At 71.2% G+C, this 25,671-nt stretch carries 24 protein-coding genes and 1 pseudogene; 11 read left to right on the top strand and 14 right to left on the bottom strand.

What is annotated here, in order from left to right:
* Positions 1-18: 18 nt before the first annotated feature.
* From CHC05_RS39620 to metG, 3 genes are all read right to left on the bottom strand, one after another.
* Positions 19-1,899 carry a helix-turn-helix domain-containing protein gene (locus CHC05_RS39620; protein ID WP_245871470.1) on the bottom strand — a complete coding sequence of 627 codons (1,881 nt, stop codon included), beginning with the start codon at positions 1,897-1,899 and terminating at the stop codon, positions 19-21.
* 5 nt (positions 1,900-1,904) lie between these two features.
* Positions 1,905-2,687, bottom strand: coding sequence for a 3-hydroxybutyrate dehydrogenase (locus tag CHC05_RS39615; protein ID WP_089255892.1), 783 nt, complete (start codon positions 2,685-2,687; stop codon positions 1,905-1,907).
* Between the two features lie 67 nt (positions 2,688-2,754).
* Entirely contained in the window at positions 2,755-4,290 is a 1,536-nt protein-coding gene (metG, locus tag CHC05_RS39610; protein WP_089255890.1) for a methionine--tRNA ligase, read from the bottom strand.
* Between the two features lie 112 nt (positions 4,291-4,402).
* Here metG and ruvC point away from each other — a divergent pair, with 112 nt between their 5' ends.
* The 7 genes from ruvC (at position 4,403) to CHC05_RS39575 (ending at position 10,925) form a co-directional block, all read left to right on the top strand.
* Complete coding sequence (ruvC, locus tag CHC05_RS39605; protein ID WP_089255888.1) at positions 4,403-4,930, top strand: crossover junction endodeoxyribonuclease RuvC; 528 nt, start codon at positions 4,403-4,405, stop codon at positions 4,928-4,930.
* Entirely contained in the window at positions 4,927-5,526 is a 600-nt protein-coding gene (gene ruvA / locus CHC05_RS39600; protein ID WP_089255886.1) for a Holliday junction branch migration protein RuvA, read from the top strand. Before ruvC ends, ruvA begins: the two co-directional genes overlap by 4 nt.
* Positions 5,523-6,563, top strand: coding sequence for a Holliday junction branch migration DNA helicase RuvB (gene ruvB, locus CHC05_RS39595; RefSeq protein WP_089255884.1), 1,041 nt, complete (start codon positions 5,523-5,525; stop codon positions 6,561-6,563). The genes ruvA and ruvB overlap by 4 nt, the downstream gene beginning before the upstream one ends.
* A 132-nt stretch (positions 6,564-6,695) precedes the next feature.
* Positions 6,696-7,058 carry a preprotein translocase subunit YajC gene (gene yajC / locus CHC05_RS39590; RefSeq protein WP_425426926.1) on the top strand — a complete coding sequence of 121 codons (363 nt, stop codon included), beginning with the start codon at positions 6,696-6,698 and terminating at the stop codon, positions 7,056-7,058.
* Between the two features lie 219 nt (positions 7,059-7,277).
* The gene (gene secD / locus CHC05_RS39585; RefSeq protein WP_179266588.1) at positions 7,278-9,179 is read left to right on the top strand and encodes a protein translocase subunit SecD; all 1,902 of its coding nucleotides are present in this window, start codon (positions 7,278-7,280) and stop codon (positions 9,177-9,179) included.
* A 1-nt stretch (position 9,180) separates the two neighbouring features.
* Positions 9,181-10,386 carry a protein translocase subunit SecF gene (secF, locus tag CHC05_RS39580; protein ID WP_089255878.1) on the top strand — a complete coding sequence of 402 codons (1,206 nt, stop codon included), beginning with the start codon at positions 9,181-9,183 and terminating at the stop codon, positions 10,384-10,386.
* A gap of 5 nt (positions 10,387-10,391) precedes the next feature.
* On the top strand, positions 10,392-10,925 hold the full coding sequence (locus CHC05_RS39575; RefSeq protein WP_089255876.1) for an adenine phosphoribosyltransferase: 534 nt from the start codon (positions 10,392-10,394) through the stop codon (positions 10,923-10,925).
* Between the two features lie 80 nt (positions 10,926-11,005).
* Here CHC05_RS39575 and CHC05_RS41935 read toward each other — a convergent pair whose 3' ends face one another.
* Positions 11,006-11,650: a hypothetical protein gene (locus tag CHC05_RS41935; RefSeq protein WP_179266586.1), complete on the bottom strand. Its 645-nt coding sequence runs from the start codon at positions 11,648-11,650 to the stop codon at positions 11,006-11,008.
* A 286-nt stretch (positions 11,651-11,936) separates the two neighbouring features.
* Between CHC05_RS41935 and CHC05_RS39570 the strand changes: the two are divergent.
* Positions 11,937-14,318: pseudogene (locus tag CHC05_RS39570) on the top strand (RelA/SpoT family protein); the annotation flags it as partial.
* Positions 14,319-14,377: 59 nt separating this feature from the next.
* On the opposite strand, the gene CHC05_RS39565 reads toward CHC05_RS39570, so the two are convergent.
* Together CHC05_RS39565 and CHC05_RS39560 are read right to left on the bottom strand one after the other, a co-directional pair.
* Positions 14,378-15,208 carry a peptidylprolyl isomerase gene (locus tag CHC05_RS39565; protein ID WP_245871469.1) on the bottom strand — a complete coding sequence of 277 codons (831 nt, stop codon included), beginning with the start codon at positions 15,206-15,208 and terminating at the stop codon, positions 14,378-14,380.
* Positions 15,209-15,255: 47 nt separating this feature from the next.
* On the bottom strand, positions 15,256-16,188 hold the full coding sequence (locus CHC05_RS39560) for a peptidylprolyl isomerase (RefSeq protein ID WP_089255872.1): 933 nt from the start codon (positions 16,186-16,188) through the stop codon (positions 15,256-15,258).
* Positions 16,189-16,377: 189 nt separating this feature from the next.
* Between CHC05_RS39560 and CHC05_RS39555 the strand changes: the two genes are divergently transcribed.
* Both CHC05_RS39555 and hisS read left to right on the top strand, forming a co-directional pair.
* On the top strand, positions 16,378-17,082 hold the full coding sequence (locus CHC05_RS39555) for an MBL fold metallo-hydrolase (protein ID WP_089255870.1): 705 nt from the start codon (positions 16,378-16,380) through the stop codon (positions 17,080-17,082).
* A 5-nt stretch (positions 17,083-17,087) separates the two neighbouring features.
* The gene (gene hisS, locus CHC05_RS39550) at positions 17,088-18,404 is read left to right on the top strand and encodes a histidine--tRNA ligase (RefSeq protein ID WP_089255921.1); all 1,317 of its coding nucleotides are present in this window, start codon (positions 17,088-17,090) and stop codon (positions 18,402-18,404) included.
* A 215-nt stretch (positions 18,405-18,619) separates the two neighbouring features.
* Here the strand turns inward: hisS and CHC05_RS39545 are convergent, their stop codons facing one another.
* Positions 18,620-19,129 carry a PaaI family thioesterase gene (locus tag CHC05_RS39545; RefSeq protein WP_089255868.1) on the bottom strand — a complete coding sequence of 170 codons (510 nt, stop codon included), beginning with the start codon at positions 19,127-19,129 and terminating at the stop codon, positions 18,620-18,622.
* 56 nt (positions 19,130-19,185) lie between these two features.
* Here CHC05_RS39545 and CHC05_RS39540 point away from each other — a divergent pair, with 56 nt between their 5' ends.
* Positions 19,186-19,665, top strand: a complete 480-nt coding sequence (locus tag CHC05_RS39540) for a winged helix-turn-helix transcriptional regulator (protein ID WP_089255919.1) — start codon at positions 19,186-19,188, stop codon at positions 19,663-19,665.
* A gap of 1,015 nt (positions 19,666-20,680) precedes the next feature.
* Here the strand turns inward: CHC05_RS39540 and CHC05_RS39535 are convergent.
* The 7 genes from CHC05_RS39535 to CHC05_RS39505 form a co-directional block, all read right to left on the bottom strand.
* Positions 20,681-20,959: an Rv0909 family putative TA system antitoxin gene (locus CHC05_RS39535; RefSeq protein WP_089255866.1), complete on the bottom strand. Its 279-nt coding sequence runs from the start codon at positions 20,957-20,959 to the stop codon at positions 20,681-20,683.
* Between the two features lie 68 nt (positions 20,960-21,027).
* Positions 21,028-21,789, bottom strand: a complete 762-nt coding sequence (locus tag CHC05_RS39530; protein WP_089255864.1) for an urease accessory protein UreD — start codon at positions 21,787-21,789, stop codon at positions 21,028-21,030.
* 37 nt (positions 21,790-21,826) lie between these two features.
* On the bottom strand, positions 21,827-22,492 hold the full coding sequence (gene ureG, locus CHC05_RS39525; protein ID WP_245871468.1) for an urease accessory protein UreG: 666 nt from the start codon (positions 22,490-22,492) through the stop codon (positions 21,827-21,829).
* On the bottom strand, positions 22,482-23,216 hold the full coding sequence (locus CHC05_RS39520; protein WP_089255860.1) for an urease accessory protein UreF: 735 nt from the start codon (positions 23,214-23,216) through the stop codon (positions 22,482-22,484). Before CHC05_RS39520 ends, ureG begins: the two co-directional genes overlap by 11 nt.
* 1 nt (position 23,217) lies before the next feature.
* Positions 23,218-24,921: an urease subunit alpha gene (locus CHC05_RS39515; protein WP_089255858.1), complete on the bottom strand. Its 1,704-nt coding sequence runs from the start codon at positions 24,919-24,921 to the stop codon at positions 23,218-23,220.
* Complete coding sequence (locus CHC05_RS39510; RefSeq protein WP_089255856.1) at positions 24,918-25,241, bottom strand: urease subunit beta; 324 nt, start codon at positions 25,239-25,241, stop codon at positions 24,918-24,920. The genes CHC05_RS39515 and CHC05_RS39510 overlap by 4 nt, the downstream gene beginning before the upstream one ends.
* A gap of 10 nt (positions 25,242-25,251) precedes the next feature.
* Positions 25,252-25,554, bottom strand: coding sequence for an urease subunit gamma (locus CHC05_RS39505; protein WP_089255854.1), 303 nt, complete (start codon positions 25,552-25,554; stop codon positions 25,252-25,254).
* Positions 25,555-25,671 lie beyond the last annotated feature (117 nt).

The following is a 25,671-nucleotide window of genomic DNA, read 5'->3' as shown; positions in this document are numbered from 1 at the left end:
CGGTCACGAGGCAGAAGGCTAGCTGCGCAACCGGTGCAGCCGGAGCGCGAGCTGCACTTCCAGCGCCCGCTCGGGCTGTTGCCAGTCCGGGCCGATCAGTTGGCCCACCCGTTCCAGGCGCTGCGTCACCGTGTTGACGTGGACGTGCAGCAGCTCCGCCGCCTTGGCCAGCCCGCCGCCCACCCCGAAGTACGCCTCCAGTGTGCGGACCAGCGCTGTCCCGCGTCGCACGTCGTAGTCGACCACCGGCCCGATGGCCGACGCGATGAACCGGGCCACCTCGCCGTCGCCCGCCGCCCCGGTCGTGCCCAGCAACAGCCCGACGAAGCCCAGCTCCGACGCACCCGCGCCCTCGCCGACCCGGCCCAGCGCCGTCAACGCCGACAGACACCGGTCGGCCTCCGCGAACGCGGCGCCCAGGGCAGCAGGCCCCGAAGACGGCCCACCCGCGCCCGCGGTCATCGGTCGCCCGGACACCCGCGCGGCGTCCTTCGCGACCAGCCGGGCCGCGGCCCCGGGATCGCTGCCCGGCAGCATCAGCAGGATGCGTCCGTCGCGGGCGGCGGCCAACCCACCGCGGGACAACGCATAAGACGTGGCCCAGGACAGCACCCGCTGCCGCCCAGCGGTGTCGTCCCCCACCGCCACCAACACCTGGGGCGCGTCCAGGTCGACACCCAGCCGCCGGGCCCGCGAGCGCAGCGACTCCGCGTCGCGCACCGGCCGGGAGACCAGCTCGTCGAGCAGCTCGCCCCGGACCCGACCCTCGGCTTCGGCGACGGTGCGGCGGAACAGCAACAACAGCGCGGTGACGAGGGCGGCCCGTTCCAGGATCCGCTGGTCCGCGTCGACCAGCTCCGCGGTCGGGCGGAGCACCAGCGCACCGAGGTCCTCGGTCCCGGCGACCACCGCCGCGTACCAGCCGTCGCCGCGCCGGACCGATCTCCGCTCGGCGCGGGAGGCCGCGACGGCCTCGGCCAGGGTGGCGCGGTCGGGCTCGGTGATCGAGCCGACCCGGGCCAGCTCGCGGCCGTCCGCGTCGAGCGCCAGCAGCGAGCCGCCCAGCACCTCGGTCACCGCGGCGGCCACGTCCTCGACCCCGCCGCCGCGCAGCACCAGGGCGGTCATCCGGTCGTGCGCGGACGCCGCCCGTTCCACCGAGCTGCTGTGCGCCTGGATCGTCGAGTTGGCGGCCGACAGCTCGGCGAGGGCCACCCGCGTCTCGGTGAGCAGCCGCGCGGTGTCCAGGGCCACCGCCGCGTGCGCGGCGAGCGAGCCGAGCAGGGCCACCTCTTCGCGGGCGAACGGCCGGGCCGACCGGTTGGCGGCATAGAGCACACCCAACGACGACGAGCCGAGCCGCAGGGGTACGCCGAGGATGGCGACCAGGCCCTCTTCGCCCACGCCGGCGTCGATCTCGCCCGTGTGCCGGAAGCGCTCGTCGACGTGGTAGTCGGCCGTCACGTACGGCGTCCCGGTCTGCGCGACCAGCCCGCCGAGGCCGGCGCCGAGGGGGAGCCGCAGCCGCTGGAAGCGGGCCGAAACGGAGCCGTCGGTGACCCGCATGTAGATGTCGCCGCGGTCGTCGTCGTTGAGCGTCAGGTAGGCCACGTCGGCGCCGAGCAGGGTCCGGGCCCGGTGCACGATGGCCCGCAGCACGTCGTCGACGTCGCGCAGGCCGGCGAGGTCGGCGGCGGTGTCGACCAGCCCGGAGAGCTCGACCTCGCGCTGCCGGCGGCGTTCCAGCAGGGAGCGCACCCGCAGCGCGGCCAGTTTGGCGCGCTCGAGGTCGGCGACCTGGTCGGGTGGCAGCCCGGCCGCGCGGGCGGCCAGCAGCGGACCCTCGAACTCGACCGCCGCGGCCTCCCGCGCCAGCAGTTCGAGAAACTCTCCAGTCATGGCGTTCAGCTTGCCGTCCATCCCCCGTCCATGGCGATCGAGGCCCCGGTGATGAAGGATGCCGCCGGGGTGCACAGGTAGGCCAGCAGCTCGGCGACCTCGGCCGGCTCGACCAGGCGTTTGAGCGCGGAGCGGGCCAGCAGGATCGACGAGAGCACCTCGGACTCGGGGATCCCGTGGCTGCGGGCCTGGTCGACGATCTGGCCCTCGACGAGCGGCGTACGCACGTACCCGGGATTGACGCAGTTGGCGGTGACCCCGTGTGGAGCGCCCTCCAGCGCGATCACCTTGGAGAGGCCCTCGACGCCGTGCTTGGCAGTGACATAGGCCGACTTGTACGCGGACGCGCGCAGCCCGTGCACCGAGGAGATCGTGACGACGCGGCCCCAGCCCCGCTCGTACATGTGCGGCAGCGCGCGCCGGACCAGCCGGAACGGCGCCTCGACCATGACCCGCTGCAACGCCGTGAAGGTGTCCGGCGGGAACTCGGGCAGGGGAGCGACGTGCTGGAAGCCGGCGTTGTTGACCAGCACGTCGACGTCGGCGTCGATCCGGTCGACGGCGTCGCCGTCGGTCAGGTCGAGCTCGACCGCGACGCCGCCGATCGCGCCGGCCACCTCCTGGGCGGCCGCCGCGTTGCGGTCGACGACGACCACCTTGGCGCCGGCGGCGGCGAGCCGGGTCGCGCAGGCGCGCCCGATCCCGCTGCCGCCACCCGTCACCAGCGCGGTGCGTCCGGTGAGGTCCAGCCGTACGACGTGGTGGTCAGCCACCCGATCTGCTGCCATGGCGCATGAATCTACGAGCGTGGCGGGGTGGCGCCCATGGCGTGCCACCACACACTGCCCCCGGGTGTTATGTGGCAGGGGCGTCGATGCGCGGGAAGATCGCGGCGGGCTTCTGGACCGCGGTGCCGGCCATCCCGGCGAGCCAGTCGCCCCCGAGCCGCCAGTCGGCCGGCTGGTTCAGCGCGACCAGGATCTCTTCGGCCGCGTCGGGTAAGAACGGCCGCAGCAGTGCGGCCAGGGCGCGGACGGCCCCCGCGATGTGCAGCAGGCAGGTGTCGAGCCGGTCGGCGTCCTCCGGGTTCTTGGCCAGGTGCCAGGGCGCGTGCTCGTCGACGTACGCGTTGGCCTGCCCGACCAGGGTGTTGAGGTGCTGCACGGCGAGGCGGTGGTCGTAGCCGGTCATCGCCGCGTCGACGGCGCCCGCCGCGACCCCGACCGCCTCGCCTAGCCCGCCGGCCACCGAACCAAACGGCACAACGCCGCCCCGATAGCGGGCGATCATGCTGGTCACCCGGCTGACCAGGTTGCCGAGGCCGTTGGCGAGGTCGGTGTTGTAGGCGGCGACGATCCGCTCCTCGGTGACGTCGCCGTCACCGAACGGGGCGAAAGTGGCGAGCAGTGCATATCGGACAGCCCGCGCGCCGTACCGGTCGATGAGGTCCTCGGGGTCGACCGCGTTGCCGAGGCTCTTGCCGAGCTTGCGGCCGCCGGCGGTGATGTAGCCGTGCACGACCAGGTCGGTGGGCAGCGGCAGGCCCGCGGAGAGCAGCATCGCAGGCCAGTAGACGGCGTGGAACCGGATCACACCCTTGCCCATGACGTGTACGCGCTGCGTCGCGTCGGCCCAGAACCGCTGGTAGCGCGGGTCGTCGGCGGTCCAGCCGAGCGCGTTGGTGTAGTTGGTCAGCGCGTCGATCCAGACGTACATGACCTGGCTGTCGTCGCCGGGAACGGGGATGCCCCAGCCGCGTGCGCGCGTCGCGGACCGGGACACGCTGATGTCCTGCAGGCCCGCGCGGACGAACGAGATGACCTCGTTGCGGCGCGTCTCGGGGTGGATGACCAGTGCGCCCGACTCAAGGCATTTGAGTAGGTCGTCCTGATAACGGGAGAGTCGGAAGAACCAGTTCTGCTCGCGTACGCGCTCGGGCTCGGTCAGGTGTTCCGGGCAGCGACCGTCGGCGAGCTCGGCGGGCTCGTAGAACTGCTCGCAGCCCACGCAGTAGAGCCCCTCGTAGGCCCGCGGGTAGAGGTCGCCGGCCGCCTCCATGCGCCGCCACAGCTCCGTCGCGCCGGCCAGGTGCAGCGGGTCGACGCTGGTGCGGACGAAATGGTCGGGCGCGCAGAGCAGGGCCGACTGGAGGTCCTGGAAGGCGAGCGCGTTGCGGGCGACGAGATCGGCGGTCGACATTCCCGCGGCTTCCGCGGCCAACACATTCTTCAGCGCGTTCTCGTCGGATCCGGTGAGGAAGAAGACGTCGTCGAGCTTCGTGCGCATGAATCGCGCGTACGCGTCGGTCTCCACGAACTCCAGCGCGTGACCGAGATGGGGGCGCGCATTGACGTACGGAATCGTCGTCGAAATGAATCCGGTCTTCTCCACACCGTCAACGCTAGTGAGCCGTGCCACCGGATTTCGGGGCCCGGTGTGTCCGCCCCACGCCCGCTGGGGCGACCCGTAAGGTGTCGAACACACGTACAGGGGGAGGGATCACGTGCGGGTGCTCGGCGTCGACCCGGGGCTGACGCGCTGCGGCGTCGGCGTGGTCGAGGGTGTGCCCGGTCGACCGTGCACATTGGTCGCCTACTACGTGGTCTACACCGACCCCGCCGACGACCTCGCGCTGCGCCTCCTGCACCTCGACCGCACCCTCGGTGACCTGGTCGCGGAGCACCAGCCGGCCAGCGTCGCGGTCGAGCGGGTGTTCAGCCAGCACAACGTGCGCACGGTGATGGGCACGGCGCAGGCCAGCGCGGTCGCGGTGCTGGCGGGGGCGCGGGCCGGGCTGCCCGTGTCGACATACACGCCGAGCGAGGTCAAGGCCGCCGTCACCGGCTCCGGCCAGGCCGAGAAGGCCCAGGTGACCGCGATGGTGACCCGGCTGCTCCGGCTCGACGCGCCACCGAAGCCGGCCGACGCGGCCGACGCGCTGGCGCTGGCGATCTGCCACGTCTGGCGGGGCGGCACGAAAGCGAAGATCGAGGCGGCGGCCACCGCCGTCAGAAGGGCAGGTCGAAGGTGATCGCCAGCGTGAGCGGGGTCGTCGCCGCGGTGTCTCCGGACGGCGCGGTCATCGAGGTCGGCGGCGTCGGCCTGGCCGTGCACTGTGCTCCCGGCACCCTGGCCGGCCTGCGGCTGGGCCAGCCGGCCCGGCTGGCGACCAGCCTGGTCGTCCGGGAGGACTCGCTGACCCTCTACGGGTTCGCCGACGACGACGAGAAGCACCTCTTCGAGCTGCTCCAGACGGCCAGCGGCGTCGGGCCGCGGCTGGCCCAGGCGGTGCTCGCCGTGCACCACCCCGACGTGGTGCGCAAGGCGATCGCCAACGCCGACACCGCGACCCTGACCCGGGTGCCGGGCATCGGCAAGAAGGGCGCCGAACGCCTGGTGCTGGAGTTGCGCGACCGGATCGGCCCGATCGCGGTCGGCGCCGACGGAGCGTCCGGTGTGGTCGGCGCCGTCTGGCCCGAGCAGGTCCGCCAGGGTCTGGTCGGGCTGGGCTGGTCGGCGTCGCAGGCCGACCAGGCGGTGGCCGCGGTGGCCGAGAAGGCGACCGGCTCCGAGCCTGTGCCGACCCTGCTCAAGATGGCGATCCAGCTGCTCGGCCGGACCCGATGAACGAGGTCTCCGCGTACGTCGCCGACGGCGAGCAGGACGCCGAGGCGACCGTCCGGCCGAAGCGACTGGCCGAGTTCATCGCCCAGCACCGCGTCCGCGACCAGCTCGACCTGCTGCTGCGCGGCGCCATGGGCCGGGGAACCCCGCCGGACCACATCCTTTTGTCGGGGCCGCCCGGCCTCGGGAAGACCACGTTGGCCAACATCGTCGCGGCGGAGCTCGGCAGTGGGATCAGGGTGACCAGTGGGCCGGCGATCGAGCGCTCCGGCGACCTCGCGGCCATCCTGACCAGCCTGGCGACGGGCGACGTGCTGTTCATCGACGAGATCCACCGGATCGCCAAGCCCGCCGAGGAGCTCCTCTACTCGGCCATGGAGGACTTCCGGGTCGACGTGGTGGTCGGCAAGGGGCCCGGTGCCACCGCGATCCCGCTCGACGTCGAGCCGTTCACGCTGGTCGGCGCCACGACCCGGTCCGGCCTGCTGACCGGGCCGATGCGCGACCGGTTCGGGTTCGTCGCCCACCTCGACTTCTACGCCGCCGCCGACCTGGAGGCGCTGCTGCACCGGTCCGCGCGGATCCTCGGCGTGCCGATCACCGAGGAGGGTGCCGTCGAGATCGCGGGTCGGTCCCGGGGCACTCCCCGGATCGCCAACCGGCTGCTGCGCCGGGTCCGCGACTACGCCGAGGTCCGCGGCGACGGCACGGTCACGCTGGCCACGGCCCGGGAGGCATTGACGGTGTACGACGTCGACGCGCTCGGCCTCGACCGGCTCGACCGGGCCGTGCTGCGCGCCCTGGTCGACTCGTTCAAGGGCGGCCCGGTGGGCCTGTCGACGCTGGCCGTGGCGGTCGGGGAGCAGCCGGACACCGTCGAGGAGGTGTGCGAGCCGTTCCTGGTCCGGGCGGGGCTGCTGGCCCGTACGCCCCGGGGTCGGGTGGCCACCGACGCGGCCTGGACGCACCTCGGTCGGACCCCGCCCGCGGGGTCGAATGCCCCCGCCGATCTCTTCGGCTCCGACCAGCGTTTTCCGTGATCCGAAAGTGACCCGCGCGGCATTCGGCGTTCTCAGCCAGACCGACTAGACTCGCCGCGGTCCGTAGGGGACGACTTTTTTGCCTGCGCCCGGCGACCCCCAGCCCGGCAAAGGCCAATGGGAAGGTTTTCAATCGTGCTCGCAGCATCCGCCTCCGGTGGCGGCAGCTTCCTGCCGCTCCTCATGATCGTTCTGCTGTTCGGCGTCATGTATTTCATGATGATTCGCCCCCAGCAGAAGCGTCGCCGCGAAGCTCAGCAGATGCAGTCCACCCTCGGCCCCGGCTCCGAGGTCGTCACGATCGGTGGCCTGCACGGCACCGTCGTCGAGACCGACGCGGAGACGGTCACCCTCGAGGCCGCGCCCGGCACGCACCTGAAGTACGCGCGCCAGGCCGTCGCCCGGGTGATCAGCAGCAAGAACGAGGTGCCCGAGCCCGCGTCGCCGCCGGCCGCGGAGACGATCACCTCGCCGGTCGAGCCCGTCAAGGACTGACTCGTGAGGCTGTGGACCGGGGTCGGCAGCAAACTCCCAGCGGCCCCGGCATAGCCTTGCGTCAAGATCGGGCTCACCCCCCGATCCGATCGACTGTGATGGATAATCGCGCTGGCTCCGTCCCCGCAGAGCCGGCGCACCACGCCTGCCCGGCGTGACCGCTGCATCGACCCGCGCCGCCGCGCCCGCGACGGCCTCAGCACAGGGAGACCCGCTGCCGTGGCACCACCTCAGCGACAGATGCACCCCGGACGGCAGATAGCCGTCCTCGCGGGCATCTTCGTCATCCTCTACTCCCTGGTGTTCTTCGCCGGAGCCCACGGGAGCGTGCAGGATCGGCTGCATCCGAAGCTGGGTCTCGACCTGGTCGGCGGCGCCCGGATGACGCTCCAGGCGACGACCGCCGACGGCCAGCCGCCGTCGCCCGAGTCGCTCGACCGGGCCCGCGACATCATCGAGCAGCGGGTCAACGCCCAGGGCGTGTCCGAGGCCGAGGTGGTCACCGACGGCGACCGGAACATCATCGTCTCCCTGCCGGGCGAGAACGCCGACCTGAGCGGCATCGCCCAGACCGCTGAGCTGCGGTTCCGCAAGGTCATCAACATCACCGACGGCACCGGCGTGACCGCTGCCCCGTCGGCGGCGCCCAGCGCTTCGGCCACCCCGAACCCGAGCGGCTCCCCGTCGGCGCCGCCGGCCGCCACCGGCCAGCCGTCGGCCACGGCGACGCCCGGCACCGGCGGCACGGGCGGCGGCGCCGAGGCGCCCGCCACCCCGACGCCGACCCCCACCGCGACCGCGACGCCGAACCCGGCGCCGTCCGCCTCCGCCGCCCCCGAGGCACCGCTGACCGCCGACATCGCGGCGGCGCGCAAGGCGGTCGAGGCCAAGGTCGGCCCGGCGGCCTGGGCCGCGGCGAGCGCCCTGCAGGCACCGAGCACCGACCCGGCGGTGGCCGAGTCGCTCAAGCCGTTCGGCAGCCTGAAGCCGGAAGAAGTCGCGGTGCTGACGCCGCAGATGCAGTTCAACGTGCCCACGATCACCTGCGCGAACCAGCTCGACAAGCGGCCGGCGGGTTCGATCAGCAAGGAAGACCAGCAGGCGATCGCCTGCCAGGGCGGCGGGAAATACCTCCTCGACGTGGCCAAGGTCTCCGGCACCGACGTGGGCAACGCCACCGCCCAGCTCGACCAGCAGGGCCAGTGGGTCGTCAGCCTCGACTTCAAGGGCGACGGCCAGGAGAAGTGGACGGCGCTGACCCGCGAGGCGTACCAGAACAGCGGTCAGACCTGTGACCAGGCGACGCTGGAGAACGGCAACTGCCTCGTCGCGGTGGTGCTCGACAACAAGATCATCTCGGCGCCCGAGATCCAGGGCGTCCTGACCGGCGACTCGCAGATCTCCGGCAGCTTCGACGCCAAGAGCTCCGACGAGCTCGCCGGCCAGCTCCGCTACGGTGCGCTGCCGCTGACCTTCACCCCGGCCGACCAGGAGAACCTGTCGCCGACGCTGGGCGCCGAATACCTGCGGGCGGGCCTGATCGCCGCCGGCATCGGCCTGCTGCTGGTCGCGATCTACGCGTTCTTCTACTACCGCCTGCTGGGCACCGTGATCGTGCTGAGCCTCGTGCTCTCCGCCGGTCTGGTCTTCGGCGCGCTGGTGTTCCTCGGCCGGCAGATCGGCTTCACGCTGACCCTCGCCGGCATCGCGGGCTTCATCGTCTCGCTAGGTGTGGCGGCGGACTCGTTCGTCATCTACTTCGAACGTCTGAAAGACGAGATTCGTGAAGGCAGGTCGCCGCGCAGTGCGGTGCCCCGGGCCTGGGCCCGTGCCCGCCGCACGATCATCTCGGCCAACGCGATCTCGATCATGGCGGCGGTGGTGCTCTACATCGTCTCCGTCGGCACGGTCAAGGGCTTCGCCTTCGCGCTGGGCATGGCCACCATCCTCGACCTGGTCGTCGTGTTCCTCTTCCGACACCCGATCATGACGATGTTCGCCAACACGAAGGCGTTCCTCTCACCGCGGGTCAGTGGCCTCGGCCGGATCCTCGAACAGCACAACGATGACGACGGCGACAACCCGCGTACGCGCTCGCCGCGTCGTGCCAAGGAGGCCTGAGATGTCCAAGTCGGGTTTGGCCAACCGGCTCTACCGCGGTGAGGCCGGTCTCAACCTGATCGGCAAGCGGAAGATCTGGTTCGGCGTCGCTGGCGCGCTGATCCTGGTCGCGCTGCTCAGCTTCGGCATCAACCGGTTCTCGCTCGGCATCGAGTTCGCCGGTGGCAACCAGTTCATCGTGCCGGCGAGCCAGAGCGTCGACCTCGACAAGGCGCAGTCGGCGGTCAACAAGGCGCTGGCCGACAACGCCAGCGACGCCACCGCGCTGCCGGCCACGCAGGTCGGCCGGGGCGGCGACACCTACTACGAGATCCGCACCTCGATCCTCGACCCGGAGCAGACCACCGAGGTCAAGGCGCAGATCGCCAAGGACCTGGGCATCCAGGAGAACACCATCACCGACAGCCGCGTGAGCGCGGCCTGGGGCAAGCAGGTGACCGAGCGCGCCCTGCTCGGCCTGGTGATCTTCGTGGCGCTGGTGATGGTCTACCTGATCCTGCGCTTCGAGTGGCGGATGGCGGTCGCGGCCGTCTCCTCGCTGTTGCTCAACCTGGTGTTGACGGCGGGCCTCTACTCTTTAGCCGGCTTCGAGGTCACGCCGGCGACGATCATCGGGTTCCTGACGATCCTCGGCTTCGCGTTGTATGACGTGGTCGTGGTGTTCGACAAGGTGCAGGAGAACACCAGAGGCATCACGGCCAGCAGCACGACGACGTACGGCGAAGCGGCGAACCTCGCGATCAACCAGACCCTGATGCGGTCGATCAACACCGGTCTGGTGGCGCTGCTGCCCGTCGGTGGTCTGCTGATCGCCGGCCTGTCCGGCGCGAGCACCCTGGCCGACCTCGGCCTCGTGCTGTTCGTCGGTATGGCGGTCGCGGTCTACTCGTCGATCTTCTTCGCCACGCCGGTGCTGGTCACGCTCAAGGAGTTCGAGCCGAAGATCCAGGCCCACACCAAGCGCGTGCTGGCCCGCCGTGCGGCGATCGCCCGCGGCGAGGTCGCGCCGAAGAAGGGCGAGGCGGTGCCGGCCGGCGCGGCCGCGGTCCAGCCGCGGCAGGCCGCTCCCGAGGCCTCCGAGGTCGGCGCGCTCGCCGGCGGGGCGCCGAAGGTGGGCGCCCGGCCGAACGCGGCGAAGCGCTCCGGCGGCGGCAGCCGTGGCGGGCGCCCCGGTGGCAACCGCCCCGGTGGGGCGAAGCGCCGCTGACCCGGATGGACGAGAAAGCGATAGCGGAACTGGTGGCCGGGCACGTCGTCGACGTGCCCGACTTCCCGCACGCCGGCATCCTGTTCAAGGACATCACGCCGCTGTTCGCCGACGGCCCGGCGTTCCGCCAGGTCGTCGACGCGGTCATCGAGCACCACGGGCGGTCGTCGTTCGACGTGGTCGCCGGGGTCGAGGCCCGTGGGTTCCTCCTCGCCGGTGCGATCGCGTACGCGACCGGGACCGGCGCGCTGGCGGTGCGTAAGGCCGGCAAGCTGCCCCGCGAGGTGCTGTCCGCGTCGTACGCGCTGGAGTACGGCGAGGCCACCCTCGAGGTGCACCGGGACGCTCTCCAGCCCGCGCAGCGGGTGCTGGTCGTCGACGACCTGCTGGCCACGGGCGGCACCGCCGAGGCGGCGCTGTCCCTGGTCGAGCAGGCCGGGGGAATGGTCACGGGCTTCAGCGTGTTGATCGAGTTGGCGTTCTTGAATGGCCGGGACCGACTCGCCCCCCGCGACGTACATGCCCTTTTGACCGTTTAGGTCCGGCTCTGCCCCTCCGGGCGGGATCGGCCGTACGGGTAGACTTGGGGGTGCCCGGTCCCGACCGGCCCGGATCGCCGTCACCTGGCTAGCGCAGGTGTTGCCGGCCCGATACGGTCGGTGGATCGCGAGGTGTTGAGGAGGCCGGTGTCCCACGACGTCGCCCCATCGGTGGCGGGCTCGAAGCGCCCGACCGGCGAGGCAGCAGAGAACCCGACCGGGCGAGCGAAGTCGACCCCGGCCGGCACCGAAGCACGCCCTGAGACTTCTGCGGCGGAGGCCCCGGCGCCGGGCAACGGCACGTCGGCCGCCCCGATCGTGACGGCGGCCCGCCCCGGCGGCAACGTCGGCTCAGCGATCAAGGTCAACCCCGACGGCGAGCCCGCCCCGAACGGCACAACCCCGACGCCCGAGAGCGCCGCGGACTCCGCGCAGGCGGGTGCCGCGAACGGCGTCGCGCCAGCAGGCGCGGACAGCGCGGCGGCCGGACGGGCGACCACCACGAAGGCCGCGGCCCCCGCGGACGCCGGCGCGGGCGTGACCGCCGTGACCACCGCAGCCCACACCACGACGAGCGCCGCGACAGGTGCGGCGTCGGCGAACGGCGCGGCCCCCGCTGAGATGACAGCCGCGACCCCTGCGACGACCGCGAAGACGGGTGCGGCCAGCCGCACAGCACCGGCGAAGGCCGCACCGGACCGGCTGGTTCCGGGGAGCGGGTCCATCGCTCACCGCGGCTCGGACGCGGCCACCACGGCCGACAGTGCGGCCGAGGATGCCGGTCGCGCGGCCCAGCGCGTATCCCCTCCTGCTCATGATCGTGAGGCGGTGCCTCAGGCTGCGGCGACCAGCTCGCCCACCACGGACAAGGCCGCCGAAGACACCCCTCCGGCTCATGATCTTGAGACGGCGCCGCAGGGTGCGGCGAACAGCTCGCCCACGGACAAGGCCGCCCAAGACATCACGGACAAGGCCGCCGAGGAGCCTGTCGCTGAGGACACTGTCGAGTGGCCGGCCAACGGTCGATCTCCTTACGAGGTCGACGACGAGAGTGACGGCGTCGTTGTCCAGCTTCGCGAGCGCGCCGGCACCACACGCGATCCGGCGGGTGAGACCGGCTCCGGCTTCGGGCTGGCCGGCACGCCTACCGGGCGGCGGGTGCGGGCGAGGCTGGCCCGGTTCAACGCTCCCTGGCAGGCGCCGCAGGTCAGCGAGGTGCTCGAGCCGCTGATCGCCACCCACCGCGCCAGCCATCCCAAGGCCGACGCGCGGCTGCTGCAGCGCGCCTTCGACATGGCGGCGCGTTGGCACTCCGGGCAATATCGGAAGTCCGGCGACCCCTACATCACCCACCCGCTGGCGGTCGCGACCATCCTGGCCAACCTCGGGATGGACACCACCACGCTGGTCGCGGCGCTGTTGCACGACACGATCGAAGACACCGACTACACGCTCGAGTCGATGCGCGGTGACTTCGGCGGTGAGGTCGCGCTGCTCGTCGACGGTGTCACCAAGCTCGACAAGGTCAAGCTCGGCGACGCGGCCAAGGCCGAGACGATCCGCAAGATGGTCGTCGCGATGGCCAAGGACCCGCGGGTCCTGGTGATCAAGCTGGCCGACCGGCTGCACAACATGCGCACCCTGACCTTCCTCCCGCGCCCCAAGCAGGAGCAGAAGGCCAAGGAGACCCTGGAGATCCTGGCGCCGCTGGCCCACCGCCTCGGTATGAACACGATCAAGTGGGAGCTCGAGGACCTCGCGTTCGGCACGCTGTTCCCGAAGCGGTTCGAGGAGATCAACCGGCTGATCGGCGAGCACCAGCCGCAGCGGGAGGCGCTGCTGCGCCAGGTGACGCAGAAGGTGCACACCGACCTGCGGTCCGCGAAGATCAAGGCGGAGACCACCGGGCGGCCGAAGCACCTCTACTCGATCTACCAGAAGATGATCGTGCGGGGTCGCGACTTCAACGACATCTACGACCTCGTCGGCGTCCGCATCCTGGTCGAGACCGTCCGGGACTGCTACGCGGCGCTCGGTGTGATCCACGCGAACTGGCAGCCCGTGCCGGGCCGGTTCAAGGACTACATCGCGATGCCGAAGTTCAACATGTACCAGTCGCTGCACACGACCGTGATCGGCCCGACCGGCAAGCCCGTCGAGATGCAGATCCGGACGTACGCGATGCACCGCACGGCGGAGTTCGGCATCGCGGCGCACTGGAAATACAAAGAGCAGAAGGGCGCGACGATCGTCGGCCCGCCGGCCCACATCGACGAGATGACCTGGCTGCGGCAGCTGCTCGACTGGCAGCGGGAGGCCAGCGACCCGAGCGAGTTCCTCGACGCGCTCCGGTTCGACCTCTCCAGCCAGGAGGTCTACGTCTTCACGCCCAAGGGCGACGTGATACCGCTGCCGACGGGCTCGACCCCGGTCGACTTCGCGTACGCGGTGCACACCGAGGTCGGCCACAAGTGCATCGGCGCCCGGGTCAACGGCAAGCTCGTGCCGCTGGAGTCGACGCTGTCCAACGGCGACGTGATCGAGATCTTCACGTCGAAGTCCGACACGGCCGGCCCGACACAAGACTGGCTGGGCTTCGTGAAGTCGCCGCGGGCGCGCACGAAGATCCGCCAGTACTTCAACAAGGAGCGCCGCGAAGAGGCGATCGAGGCCGGCAAGGACGCGATCGTCAAGGCGATGCGCAAGCAGGGCGTGCCGCTGCAGCGCATGCTGACCACCGACAACCTGATGACCATCGCGCGCGACCTGCACCTGGCCGACGTCGCCTCGCTCTACGCGGCGGTCGGCGACAACCAGGTCTCCGCGCAGTCGGTGGTGCAGCGGTTGATGGCGGGCTACGGGGGCGAGGAGGGCGCGGCCGAGGACCTGGCCGAGACCGCCGTCGCGACCCGTCCGCCGCGCAGCCGCACCGCCGGCCACGACCCCGGCGTGGTGGTCAAGGGCGTCAGCGACGTCTGGATCAAGCTGGCCCGCTGTTGCACGCCGGTGCCGCCGGACTCGGTCTTCGGGTTCGTCACCCGCTCCGGCGGGGTGTCGGTGCACCGCGACGACTGCGCCAACGCCGAAGACCTGAAGGCCCAGCCCGAGCGGGTGCTCGAGGTGAGCTGGAAGCTAACGTCGGCGTCGACGTTCCTGGTCGCCATCCAGGTGGAGGCCCTCGACCGGCACAAGCTGCTGGCGGACGTGACGCGGGTGCTCTCCGACGAGCGGGTCAACATCCTGTCCGCGACGGTCACCACGACCCGCGACCGGGTGGCCGTGAGCCGGTTCAGCTTCGAGATGGCCGACCCGAAGCACCTCGGCCACCTGCTGGCCGCGGTCCGCAAGGTCGACGGCGTCTTCGACGCGTACCGGGTGACCTCCGGAGCCTGAGTCCTCACATACGAAAGCGCCGCCCCCTTTCCAGGGGCGGCGCTTTCGTCGTTCGCGGATCAGGAGGCCGGAGCGGCCACCGTCAGCGTCTTGATCTCGATGTCGCTCTTGGGGTGGCCGCCGCCGGGCGACGGGTCGAAGGCGCCGTCGTGGCCGGCCTCGGTGGCCTTCTTGATGTTCTCCAGGCCCTTGGTGACCTTGCCGAGCACCGTGTAGTCCGGCGAGAGCTCGACGTCCTGGTAGATGAAGAAGAACTGCGAGCCGTTGGTGTCCGGGCCGCTGTTGGCCAGGGCCACCACGCCCTCCGGGTACGCCGGACGCTGGTCGACCGGCAGGTTCTCGTTGGCGTAGCGGTAGCTCGGGCCGCCCGTGCCGTCGGACTCGCGGTAGCCCTTGCCCTTGGCCGACGGGTCACCGCACTGCAGCATGCCCGGGAACATCCGGTGGCACTTGGTGCCGTCCCAGAAGTTCTTGCTGGCCAGGTAGCTGAAGCTCTCGGCGCTGCACGGCGACTTCGCCAGGTCCATCGTGACCTCGACCGGGCCGAAGCTCGTGTCGACCGTCATCACCTGGGTGCCGCTGCTCGGCGGGGTGGTGGTCGGCGGGACGCCGACGTCCTTGGTGGTCGGCTGCCGCTGGTCGGCCGGGACCTCGCTCCAGACGCAGGAGATCGCCGCGGCCGAGGGGTCGCCGCTGGCGGTCGACTTGTCGTCGCCGCCCATGCTGCTGACCAGCCAGACCACGCCGCCCACGAGGACCAGCAGCGCCACGCCGGCACCGATGTAGGCCTGCCGCTGGCGACGCTTGTGTGCGACGGCCTGGCGGTCGGCCATCTCTTGCGCGAGTCGGGCCCGCGCCGCCGCGCGTTGCCGCTCTCTCGTGGACGTCACGGGGACTCTCCTCCTGCTTCCGCGCTCAGGGCGTTTCCGGGGTGACCTTAGCTCGCGTTAGACGGCGTGCCCGACGGCGCGCCGGTCGGCGGCGCGGTCGCGGACGGGGTGGCCGAGGGGTTGGCCGGTGACGGCGGCACGGGGTTGTCGCTCGGGTCGCTCTTGACGGCGCCGACGGTCAGCGACTGGATCGTGATGTCCGTCGAGGGCTTGACCTTGTTGCCGTTGCCGTCGTCCACCGTGCTGATCTTGCCCATCTTCTCGACCACGTCGAGGCCGGTCGTGACCTTGCCCACGATGGCGTACGCCGGCTCGGTGGTGGGCGTGAAGTCCTTGAAGAAGATCAGGAACTGGCTGCCGTTGGCGCCCGGCGGGTTCGGGTAGAGCGCGACGGTGCCGGCCGGGTACGTGGCCGGGGTGCCCGGTGCGGGAGAGGCCGACGGCGACGGGGTCGGCGCGTTCGTCGGCACGTTCTCGTTGGAGAACGTGTAGGTCGGCCCACCCAGGTTGGTGCCCTTCGGGTCGCCGCAGTGCACCGCGCCCTCGGTGGTGATCTCGTGGCACTTGGTGTTGTCGTAGAAGTTCTTGCCGGCAAGGTAGGCCAGGCTCGCGCCGCCACAGGGCGCGGTGGCCAGGTCGAGCTCGACCGTGACGTTGCCCTGGTTCGTCGTGAGGTTCATGTCTCGGGTGCCGAAGGTCGGCACGTCGGTGGCCGACGGCAGGCCCACGTCCTGGGCGTCGACGTTGACCCCGGGCTCCTGCGGCGTCCACACGCAGACGTCGGTCGCGGTGTTGACCGGCTCCTTGTCGAAGCCGCCGAAGGCCCAGAAGGCACCGAGGCCGATCAGCACCAGGGCGAGCGCGCCACCGAGGCCAGCCTGGACCCGGCGCTTGCGGCGCAGGCCGGCGGCCCGGCGGGCCAACTGCCGGTCGAGTTTGGCACGCGCGAGCTTGCGCTGCCGATCTCTGCTGGATGCCACCGGTGCTCCTCTTTCGGGTGTGCCTCGCGCCACAAACGTCCGGGAGAGCATACGGGCAAACGCTGGGAGCATGGTGAGAGGTCCTGCGGTTTGAGCGATCAAAGATCGTGATTACCGGGGGTGCCTGCCTGCCGGTAATCGGCGTGCGCCGCCCGCTAGGCTGGTCACAGCGACCGGAAGGGGACGACTGTGCTGATCACGGGTTTCCCGTCCGACGTCTTCGGCACCAACTGTTACGTGGTGGCGACGGCGCCGGGCGAGCAGTGCGTGATCGTCGACCCCGGCATCGGCGTCTCTGCGCGGCTCGACGAGGTCCTCGCCGAGCACCGCCTGCACCCGGCCGCGGTGCTGCTGACCCATGGTCACCTCGACCACACCTTCTCCGTCGCGCCCGTGTGCGGTGCCAAGGGCATCCCGGCCTACGTGCACCCCGCCGACCGCGAGCTGCTCGCCGACCCGGCCAAGGCGCTGTCCATGGACCCGGCGAAGCTGTTCGGCGGCCGGTTCACCTACACCGAGCCCGACGACGTCGCCCCGCTGATCGACGGCGAGGCGCTGACGATCGCCGGGCTCGAGATCACCGTCGACCACGCCCCCGGCCATACCGGCGGGTCGGTGCTCTTCCGGCTGCCGGCCGGCGCCGCACGGGGCTGGGACGCGGACGAAGTCTGCCTCTCCGGTGACGTGCTCTTCGCCGGCTCGATCGGGCGCACCGACCTGGCGGGAGGGAGCATGACGGCGATGACGGCCAGCCTTCGTGATCGGATCCTCCCGCTAGCCGACGACACCATCGTCCTGCCGGGACACGGCGAGGCGACCACGATCGGCCGGGAACGCGCGACCAACCCGTTTCTCCTGGAAGTCATGCGACCGGCCCCGACCAGAGGGCTATGACCAAGATGAGCAAGCCACGGCCGATCTCCGGCTTCCCGGAGTGGTCGCCGCCGCAACGCATGATCGAGCAGCGCTTCCTTGACAAGATCAAGAGCGTTTTCGAGTTGTACGGGTACGCGCCGCTGGAGACCCGGGCCGTCGAGCCGCTGGACCAGTTGCTGCGCAAGGGCGAGACCTCGAAGGAGGTCTACGTGTTGCGCCGGCTCCAGGAAGACGCTTCTTCTACCCCTGATGACTCCCTTGGGCTGCACTTCGACCTGACTGTGCCTTTTGCACGTTATGTGTTGGAGAACTCGGGGAAGTTGAACTTCCCGTTCCGGCGCTACCAGATCCAGAAGGTGTGGCGGGGGGAGCGGCCCCAGGAGGGGCGCTACCGCGAGTTCGTCCAGTGCGACATCGACGTGGTCGACCGGGACACGCTGCCGGCGCACTACGAGGCCGAGATGCCGCTGGTGATCGGTGACGCGTTGGGCGCCCTGCCGATCCCGCCGGTGACCATCCAGGTCAACAACCGCAAGGTGTGCGAGGGCTACTACCGCGGGCTGGGCCTGGGCGACCCGGAGGCGGTGCTGCGGGCCGTCGACAAGCTGGACAAGATCGGGCCGGCCCGGGTCACCGAGCTGCTGGTCGAGGCGGCCGGCGCGACGCCGGCCCAGGCCAAGGCCGTGCTGGCGTTGGCCGAGATCTCGTCCGCGGATGCTTCGTTCGCCGACGCGGTCCGTGCGCTCGGGGTCAGCGACCCGCTGCTCGACGAGGGCCTGGCCGAGCTGGTCCAGGTGGTCGAGACGGCCGCGGCGTACGCGCCGGGTCTGTGTGTCGCGGATCTGAAGATCGCGCGTGGCCTGGACTACTACACGGGCACGGTCTACGAGACGCAGCTCGCCGGTTTCGAGCGGTTCGGCTCGATCTGCTCGGGCGGCCGCTACGACAACCTGGCCACGTCGGGCAACGAACGCTTCCCGGGCGTGGGCATCTCGATCGGCCTGACCCGAGTACTCGGCCTGCTGTTCGGCGCGGACAAGCTGGCGATCTCGCGTTCGGTGCCGACCTGCGTGCTGGTAGCCCTCTCCGACGAGGCCCACCGCCGCTCGGCCGACGGCATCGCCTCGGCGCTGCGCCGGCGCGGCATCCCGACCGAGGTCTCACCGACGGCGGCGAAATACGGCAAGCAGATCCGGTACGCCGAACGGCGCGGCATCCCGTTCGTCTGGTTCCCGGGCGATCCGGACTCGATCAAGGACATCCGCTCTGGGACCCAGGAAGAGGCCGACCCAGGCACCTGGACCCCGCCCGCGGCAGACCTGCACCCAACGATCAACTAGGGCGCGACCGGCCGATCAACGCGGCTGCCCGTCGTGGGTTGCGTTGGTCGGCCGGGCACCGCTTGCCGAGCTTCCTCGCCTTGATCAACTAGCGGAAGCCCGTCGGCTTGGTGGGGGTCCGTACCACGTGTCTGCCCCGTTTTCTTGATCGACTAGCGGGGGGCCTGTCGGATTTGGTGGGGCGTCCGCACCACTTGCCGGTCCTATCTCCTTGATCAACTCGTGGGGATCTCGAAGAGTAGGCAGGTCGACGTCGCGTGGGCGACGAGTCGGTCTGTGGCGTCGGTCAGCCTGGCCTCGGCCAGTGCGGTGCGGCGGCCGCGCTGGATCACGGTGCCGACGCAGGTCAGCATCTCGGAGCCGACAGTGACCGGGCGCAGGTATTTCACCGACAGGTCGACCGAGGTGTAGCCCACCCCGGCCGGAAGAGTGGTGTGCACGGCACAGCCGGCCGCGGTGTCGAGCAGGGTGGCGAGCATGCCACCGTGGACGGTGCCAAGCGGGTTGTAGTGGTACTCCCGCGGCGGCATCTCGACCGTGACCCGCCCTTCTTCGGCGGTCAGCCGGGTCATCCCGAGCAGCGCCATGACGGGCGGCGGCGGCAGCTCGCCGGCGATCATCGACCGCAGCAGGCTCAGGCCGCTGGTCTTGCCGATGAGCGCGGCGTTGGTGGCGGGGTCGGACCAGGAGAAGGTACGGCTGCGCTCGACCTGCGTCTGAGTCATGGACCCAGCGTCGCAGCCAGTTGCTGGGTCTGTCAACGAGACTTAGGGTGGTCGGCATGAGCGCGCGACCGGAAGCCCTCGAATGGTCCGTCGACAACTGCACCGTGGGCCGGGCGATGGAGATCCTCGGGGAGCGCTGGACGTTCGTGGTGCTGCGCGAGATCGCCAACGGCATCCGGCGCTTCGACGACATGCGGGTGCGCACCAACATCCCGCGCCAGGTGCTGACGAACCGCTTGACCCTGCTGGTCGACAGCGGCGTACTGCGCAAGGAGCCCTACCAGGACCCGGGCGCCCGGGTCCGCCACGAGTACCGCCTTACCGAGATGGGCTTCGACCTCTGGCCGGTGATCGTCGCGGTCCTGCAGTGGGGCGACCGCTACCTCGCGGACCCGATCGGCTCACCGCTGACGACAGTGCATCGCGACTGCGGCGAGCAGGTGACCTCGGTGCTCCGCTGCGCGGCCGGCCACGACGTCGACAACCCACGCGACGTGATCGCCCGCCCAGGCCCCGGAGCCCGCCGCCGTTCCTGATCCACACTCGGCGGCCAGCGCCCTGTGGCCTGACGTGCAACCGCGCCTAGACCCCCTGGCCTGGGGTGTGCCCCCTTCCCGCTGTGGCCCGCGTCTTATGGCCCGCGTCTTGTGGTCCGCGTCCAGCGTCCGGCGTCCTATGGCCCGCGTCCGGCGTCCTGTGGCCCGCACCCTTTGGCCGGGCCTGTGCCCGTGGGCTGTGGCCTGTCGCCTGGGGCGAGCTTCCCGCCCTGTGGCCCGCGTTCTGTGCGGCCTGCGCCCGGCGTCCCTGGGCCTGGTTGATCCGACGTCGGTCGGTGTCCGCGCGGCGAGCACGCTGATCGTCCAGGGCGCGCCTGTGGAAGCTGGGCCGGCTCGGGCGGATGCCAAGGCTGGCAGAGATCGGGTGTGCGACACCTGGGAGATCAGCGGTGTGGGGAGTGATCGGGTGTGTCTGATCTGGTCGACACGCCGTGCGGCGACTCGACCAAGCTCACCCGATCATGCGGGCAAAGGTGCCGGATCTCGATGTGCCGCACACGATCTGTGAGCGAGGCGCTTTCTGGCGGCTGTGGCCGTCAGGAGAGCGCCGCACGAGACAGCCATCGAGACCCTGCGACACGCGCCTCGCGGCGCGGGACCAGCCAGGACGTAGTTACACGACGGACGATCGTCATGCACCCCAACTCGGCGGGTACTTCGGACTTACTCGTCCAAGGGCGTCCCCGGATCCGCGCCCGTCCTCCACGCCAAATGGCGCGCGGTCCGCGTTCAGGGCGCGTCCCCGCGTTCTGTCTTTCGGGGTGGGTTGGCCTTGACTACTGCGGACCTGGCAGCGGAACGAAGTGGAGCGGTCCCCGACGGGAGCAGCGGTCCGGACCACCGCGGACCCGGGACATGGTCATTGCCTTTCTGGAGCCGCAAGGGCCAGGCGCCCGCCGACGGGCTGATGTGGCAAGGCGGGCCGGGCGCCCCCAAGCGCGCGGCCCGCCTGCCCGCCGTTTCCCGGTGTGCCCGCCGGGAACGGAAACCGCGGTCAGCGGTTGCGGTTGTTGTTGCGGTTGTTGCCGCGGTTCTGGCTGTTGTTGTTGCGGTTCTGGCCGTTCCGGCTCTGACCGGTCCGCTCCTGGGTGATCTGGTCGCCACCCTTGCGCGCGGCGTCCTGGGCCCGGTCGACCTTGTCCGCGAACTTGCCGTTGGTCTTGGCGTCGATCGCGTCCCCGGCCTGGTCGATGCGCTGGTCGCGCTCGTCCTTGTCGGCGATCTTCTCTTTGGCCTTGTCGACGGCGTCACCGAACTTGTCGCTGATAGCCATTGCCAGCTCCCTCCGAGGCACGGCCGCCCCACGCGACCGCCCACACCCACAGAACGTAGACGGGAGCCTCAGCCTTTGCGCCAATTGCCGGGTTTAGCATCTGGATCATGAGCCAGGGTGTTAGCAGCACCCTCATCCAGGGCCGCGCGTACCGTCCGGGCGTCCGGGCCCGTGGCGCTCACCAGGGCGGCGGGGCCGCATGCCAGGGGCATCCGGTTGACGGCCCGCGGCCCGGCGGTCGCGGCGTCCTTCCCGACCAGCAACAGCGTGCCGGCGGCGCGCCCGAGCATCGCGTGCCAGCCTTTCGCGCGCGGGCCGATCGCGAGGTCGTGGCGCAGGATCGTCCGGCCGGCATAACGAACGGTTGTCTCGAGCCGCAGGTCGCCCGGTGCTTCGGCGTGCCGGCCGGCGACGAGCTCTTCGCGCCAGCGGAGCGTGGCGCCCTCGTTGAGGTCCACGATGGACCGGCTGAGGTGGTCACAACCTCTGACGGCGACGGTGGGCTCGGGCAGCCAGTCCAGGATGGCGCCGGCGGCGACCCGCGCGGTGATGGTCAGTGTGCTCGGTGCGGGCGGGTGGCTGGGCTGGGCGAGAGAAGCAGCGATGGTACGGACGACGAGGTGGGCGCCGGCCCCGACGGTGAGGTGGATGCGCAGGTCGTCGCCACCGAGTGGGCCCGCGGCACCGCCGACCAGATGGACCTCGGCCGCGGTTTGGTTTTGCTGGTGGCCCGTGCGGCGGGGGAGCAGGGGTGGCTCGCCGTACACCGTGGACAGCCGGGTGCCACCGTGGCCGTCGGCCTCGGCTACCAGGCGCGCTTCAGCCCGCACCGACGGGCTTCGCGCGGTCGTCGTGGGACGGCATCGCTCACGGTCCGTGGGTGTGTGCCGGGGCTGGGTCGTGGTCTCGCGGTGTGTGGTGGGGCTCGGCGACGCGCTCGCGTACCCAGTCGGCCACCGGCGCCGCACCGGGCTCGCCGACGAGCGAAAGGAACACCGTCGGCAGGTCGCCGCGGCGGGCTCGTGCGTCGCGGGCCATCACGCCGAGGTCGGCGCCGACCAGCGGGGCCAGGTCGGTCTTGTTGATGACGAGAAGGTCGGCTGTCGTCACACCCGGCCCGCCCTTGCGCGGCACCTTGTCACCGCCGGCGACGTCGACCACGAAGATCTGGTGGTCGACCAGGCCCTTGCTGAACGTCGCCGTCAGGTTGTCGCCGCCGCTCTCGACCAGGACCAGGTCGAGCGGGCCGAGACGGTCCTCCAGTTCCTCGACGGCGTCCAGGTTGGCGCTGATGTCGTCGCGGATCGCGGTGTGTGGGCAGCAGCCGGTCTCCACGGCCCGGATCCGGTCGTCGGGCAGCACCCCGGCCCGACGGAGGAAGTCCGCGTCCTCCGTCGTGTAGATGTCGTTCGTCACCACCGCCAGTCGCAGCTCTCCGGCCAGGAGCCGGCACAGTGCCGCGACGAGCGCGGTCTTGCCGGACCCGACCGGGCCGCCGATCCCGATCCGTACCGCACGGTTGTCAGGACGCAAAGAGACGCACCTCCCAGATGGCATGCTGCTCGGCGTCGAGGTCGAGCAGGATCGCTGAGCCGGCGGGCAGGTCGTCCACCGGATCGTCGGCACGCGCGGCAGCGTCGGCCGCCACGCGATCGCATTCGGGCGCGAGACGGGCGACGAGCGCATGCACCGCGTACGGGTCGAGGCCCAACAACCGCACCGCCGCCGAGGCGGATCCCGTGAGGCCGCCGTAGACCGCCACCAACGCCGCATCGCCTGGACCGAGCCCGGCCGCCGCGGCGGCGATCCCGGTCGCGATCGGATGGTGCGGGTTGGGTCCGGCCGGGTTGGTGGCGGCGGGCCAGATGCGGGTGACGGCCCGCAGCAACGCCCGCCCCTGTGCCCGCGACGCGACCCGCAACGCCGGCGACGCGGTGCGCACGTCGATGCCGTCATCCAGCGCGGCGACCCGCTCCGCGAGCCGGGCACCGTCGCCGTCGGACGGGGTCGCTTCGTCGCGCGCATGCGGGACGGTTCCGACGCCGGATCGTCCCGAAGTCAATGCGCGGCACGTCGCGGCCGCGAACGCCGCGGCGACCGTGCCGGTCGTGGCGGTGCGGCCGACCAGGAAGGACTCCAAGGTCGGCAGGTCGTGGATCCGGCCCGCGGACACCGCCGCCTCGACGCCGCCCGAGTGGGCGTGTGCGCCGGACGGCAGTCGGCCATCGGCCAGCACCAGCAGGGTCGACAGCGACATGTCAGAACAGGAAGTAGCGCTGGGCCATGGGCAGCTCCATCGCCGGCGTGGGCGGCACCACCTCGCCGTCGATGGTGACCCGGAACGTGTCCGGGTCGACCTCGATGCGCGGCAGCGCGTCGTTGAGCGGCAGGTCCGCCTTGGTCAGCGAGCGGGTGTCCGCGACCGGCACCAGCCGCCGGGCCACCGCCAGCCGGTCGCCGAGCAGGGCGTCGATCGCGGCCGGTGCGACGAAGGCGACGCTGGTCTGGGCCGGCACCACGCCGTACGCGCCGAACATGGGTCTCGGCAGCATCGGCTGCGGCGTCGGGATCGACGCGTTCGCGTCACCCAGCTGCGCCCACGCGATCATGCCGCCCTTGATGACCAGATGCGGGCGTACGCCGAAGAAGGCTGGATCCCAGAGCACCAGATCGGCGAGCTTGCCGGGCTCGACCGAGCCGACCTCGCCCGCGATGCCGTGCGCGACCGCCGGACAGATCGTATATTTCGCGATATAGCGGCGAGCGCGTAGATTGTCCGCCGGACCGCCGAGCGACCCCCGCCGCGATTTCATCACGTGCGCCGTCTGCCAGGTGCGCAGCACCACCTCACCCGCCCGGCCCATCGCCTGCGAGTCGGAGCCGATGATCGAGATCGCGCCGAGGTCGTGCAGCACGTCCTCCGCCGCCATCGTGCTCGGGCGGATCCGGCTCTCCGCGAACGCCAGGTCCTCGGGCACGGCGGGGTTGAGGTGGTGGCAGACCATCAGCATGTCGAGGTGCTCGTCGAGCGTGTTCCGGGTGTACGGCCGGGTCGGGTTGGTCGAGCTCGGCAGGATGTTGGGCTGGCCGGCCACGGTGATGATGTCGGGTGCGTGCCCGCCACCGGCACCCTCGGTGTGGTACGCGTGGATCGACCGGCCACCGATCGCCCGCAGCGTGTCCTCGACGAACCCCGCCTCATTGAGCGTGTCGGTGTGGATCGCGACCTGCACGCCACTGGCGTCCGCGACCCGCAGGCAGGCGTCGATCGCGGCGGGCGTCGTACCCCAGTCCTCGTGCAGTTTGAACCCACCCGCACCGCCGCGCAGCTGCTCCCACATCGCCTCCTGGCTCGTGGTGTTGCCCTTGCCGAGCAGCAGCACGTTGACCGGCCAGGTGTCGACGGCCTCCAGCATCCGCGCGAGGTGCCACTGGTTCGGCGTCACGGTGGTCGCCCGCGTGCCTTCGGCCGGGCCGGTGCCGCCGCCGATCACGGTAGTCACGCCGCTGGCCAGCGCGGTCGAGAGGACCTGCGGGCAGATCAGGTGTACGTGGCTGTCGACCGCGCCCGCCGTCAGGATCTTTCCGTTGCCGGCGATCACCTCCGTGCCCGGGCCGATCACCAGGTCCGGGTGCACACCGTCCATCGTGTCCGGGTTGCCGGCCTTGCCCAGCGCGACGATCCGCCCGTCGCGGATGCCGATGTCGGCCTTGACCACGCCCCAGTGGTCGAGCACCACCGCGCCGGTGATCACGGTGTCGACGGTGCCGTCGCCGCGGCTGACCGCCGACTGGCCCATCGACTCCCGGATCACCTTGCCGCCGCCGAAGACCGCCTCGTCGCCGTGCGAGCAGCGGTCCTCCTCGACCTCCACGAACAGGTCGGTGTCGGCGAGCCGGATCCGGTCGCCGGTGGTCGGCCCGTAGAGCGCGGCGTACTTCGCCCGGTCGATCGTGCTCACGCCGACGGACCCTGGTCGAGCGGACCGGCACACTCGCCGCGCAGGCCCGGCACGATCCGGCGCCCCGCGAGCGGCACGAGGTCGACGTCGCGGTCGATGCCCGGCTCGAAGCGCACCGCGGTGCCGGCGGGCACGGCCAGCCGGTGACCCCAGGCGGCGCTCCGGTCGAAGTCGAGCGCCGGGTTGGCCTCCGCGAAGTGGTAGTGGGAGCCGACCTGGACCGGGCGGTCGCCGGTGTTGACCACGGTCAGGGTGAGCACGGGGCGGCCGGCGTTGAGCTCGATCGGGCCGTCGCCGAAGACGATCTCGCCGGGGATCACCGCACGGTCCTCATGGGATCGGCTCGTGGACGGTGACCAGCTTCGTGCCGTCCGGGAACGTCGCCTCGACCTGGACCTCGGTGAGCATCTCCGGCACGCCCGCCATGACGTCGTGGCGGCCGAGCACCGTGCGCCCCTCCGACATGAGCTCGGCTACCGTCCGCCCGTCGCGCGCGCCCTCCAGCAGGAAGGCGGTGATGACGGCGGTCGCTTCTGGATAGTTGAGCCGCAGCCCGCGCTCGCGGCGTTTGCGCGCCACGTCGGCGGCGACGTGGACGAGCAGGCGCTCCTGCTCGTGCTGGCTCAGAAACATGGGCTCACCTCCACGGGTACGCGAGCATGACACCAGAACGTTACGCACCGGTTACGCCTTGGCGCGGCACGGCGCGCCCGATCCGCGCGTGATCCACTGGGCCGGGGTCGGGTGCGA

It is taken from the genome of Asanoa hainanensis (assembly GCF_900188485.1).
Classification (GTDB): Bacteria; Actinomycetota; Actinomycetes; order Mycobacteriales; family Micromonosporaceae; genus Asanoa; species Asanoa hainanensis.
The sequence above is the reverse complement of the archived record's forward strand: the minus strand, read 5'-3'. Positions and strand labels throughout refer to the sequence as shown.

Bases quoted from the DNA above. Each gene is read 5' to 3' on its own strand.
- hisS (WP_089255921.1), top strand. From the start codon at position 17,088: ATGAGCAAGCCACGGCCGATCTCCGGCTTCCCGGAGTGGTCGCCGCCG.
- CHC05_RS39545 (WP_089255868.1), bottom strand. From the start codon at position 19,129: ATGACTCAGACGCAGGTCGAGCGCAGCCGTACCTTCTCCTGGTCCGAC.
- CHC05_RS39505 (WP_089255854.1), bottom strand. From the start codon at position 25,554: ATGTTTCTGAGCCAGCACGAGCAGGAGCGCCTGCTCGTCCACGTCGCC.
- CHC05_RS39620 (WP_245871470.1), bottom strand. From the start codon at position 1,899: ATGACTGGAGAGTTTCTCGAACTGCTGGCGCGGGAGGCCGCGGCGGTC.
- CHC05_RS39535 (WP_089255866.1), bottom strand. From the start codon at position 20,959: ATGGCTATCAGCGACAAGTTCGGTGACGCCGTCGACAAGGCCAAAGAG.
- CHC05_RS41935 (WP_179266586.1), bottom strand. From the start codon at position 11,650: ATGGACCCGCTCCCCGGAACCAGCCGGTCCGGTGCGGCCTTCGCCGGT.
- CHC05_RS39575 (WP_089255876.1), top strand. From the start codon at position 10,392: ATGGACGAGAAAGCGATAGCGGAACTGGTGGCCGGGCACGTCGTCGAC.
- CHC05_RS39615 (WP_089255892.1), bottom strand. From the start codon at position 2,687: ATGGCAGCAGATCGGGTGGCTGACCACCACGTCGTACGGCTGGACCTC.
- ruvB (WP_089255884.1), top strand. From the start codon at position 5,523: ATGAACGAGGTCTCCGCGTACGTCGCCGACGGCGAGCAGGACGCCGAG.
- secF (WP_089255878.1), top strand. From the start codon at position 9,181: ATGTCCAAGTCGGGTTTGGCCAACCGGCTCTACCGCGGTGAGGCCGGT.
- CHC05_RS39540 (WP_089255919.1), top strand. From the start codon at position 19,186: ATGAGCGCGCGACCGGAAGCCCTCGAATGGTCCGTCGACAACTGCACC.
- CHC05_RS39520 (WP_089255860.1), bottom strand. From the start codon at position 23,216: ATGTCGCTGTCGACCCTGCTGGTGCTGGCCGATGGCCGACTGCCGTCC.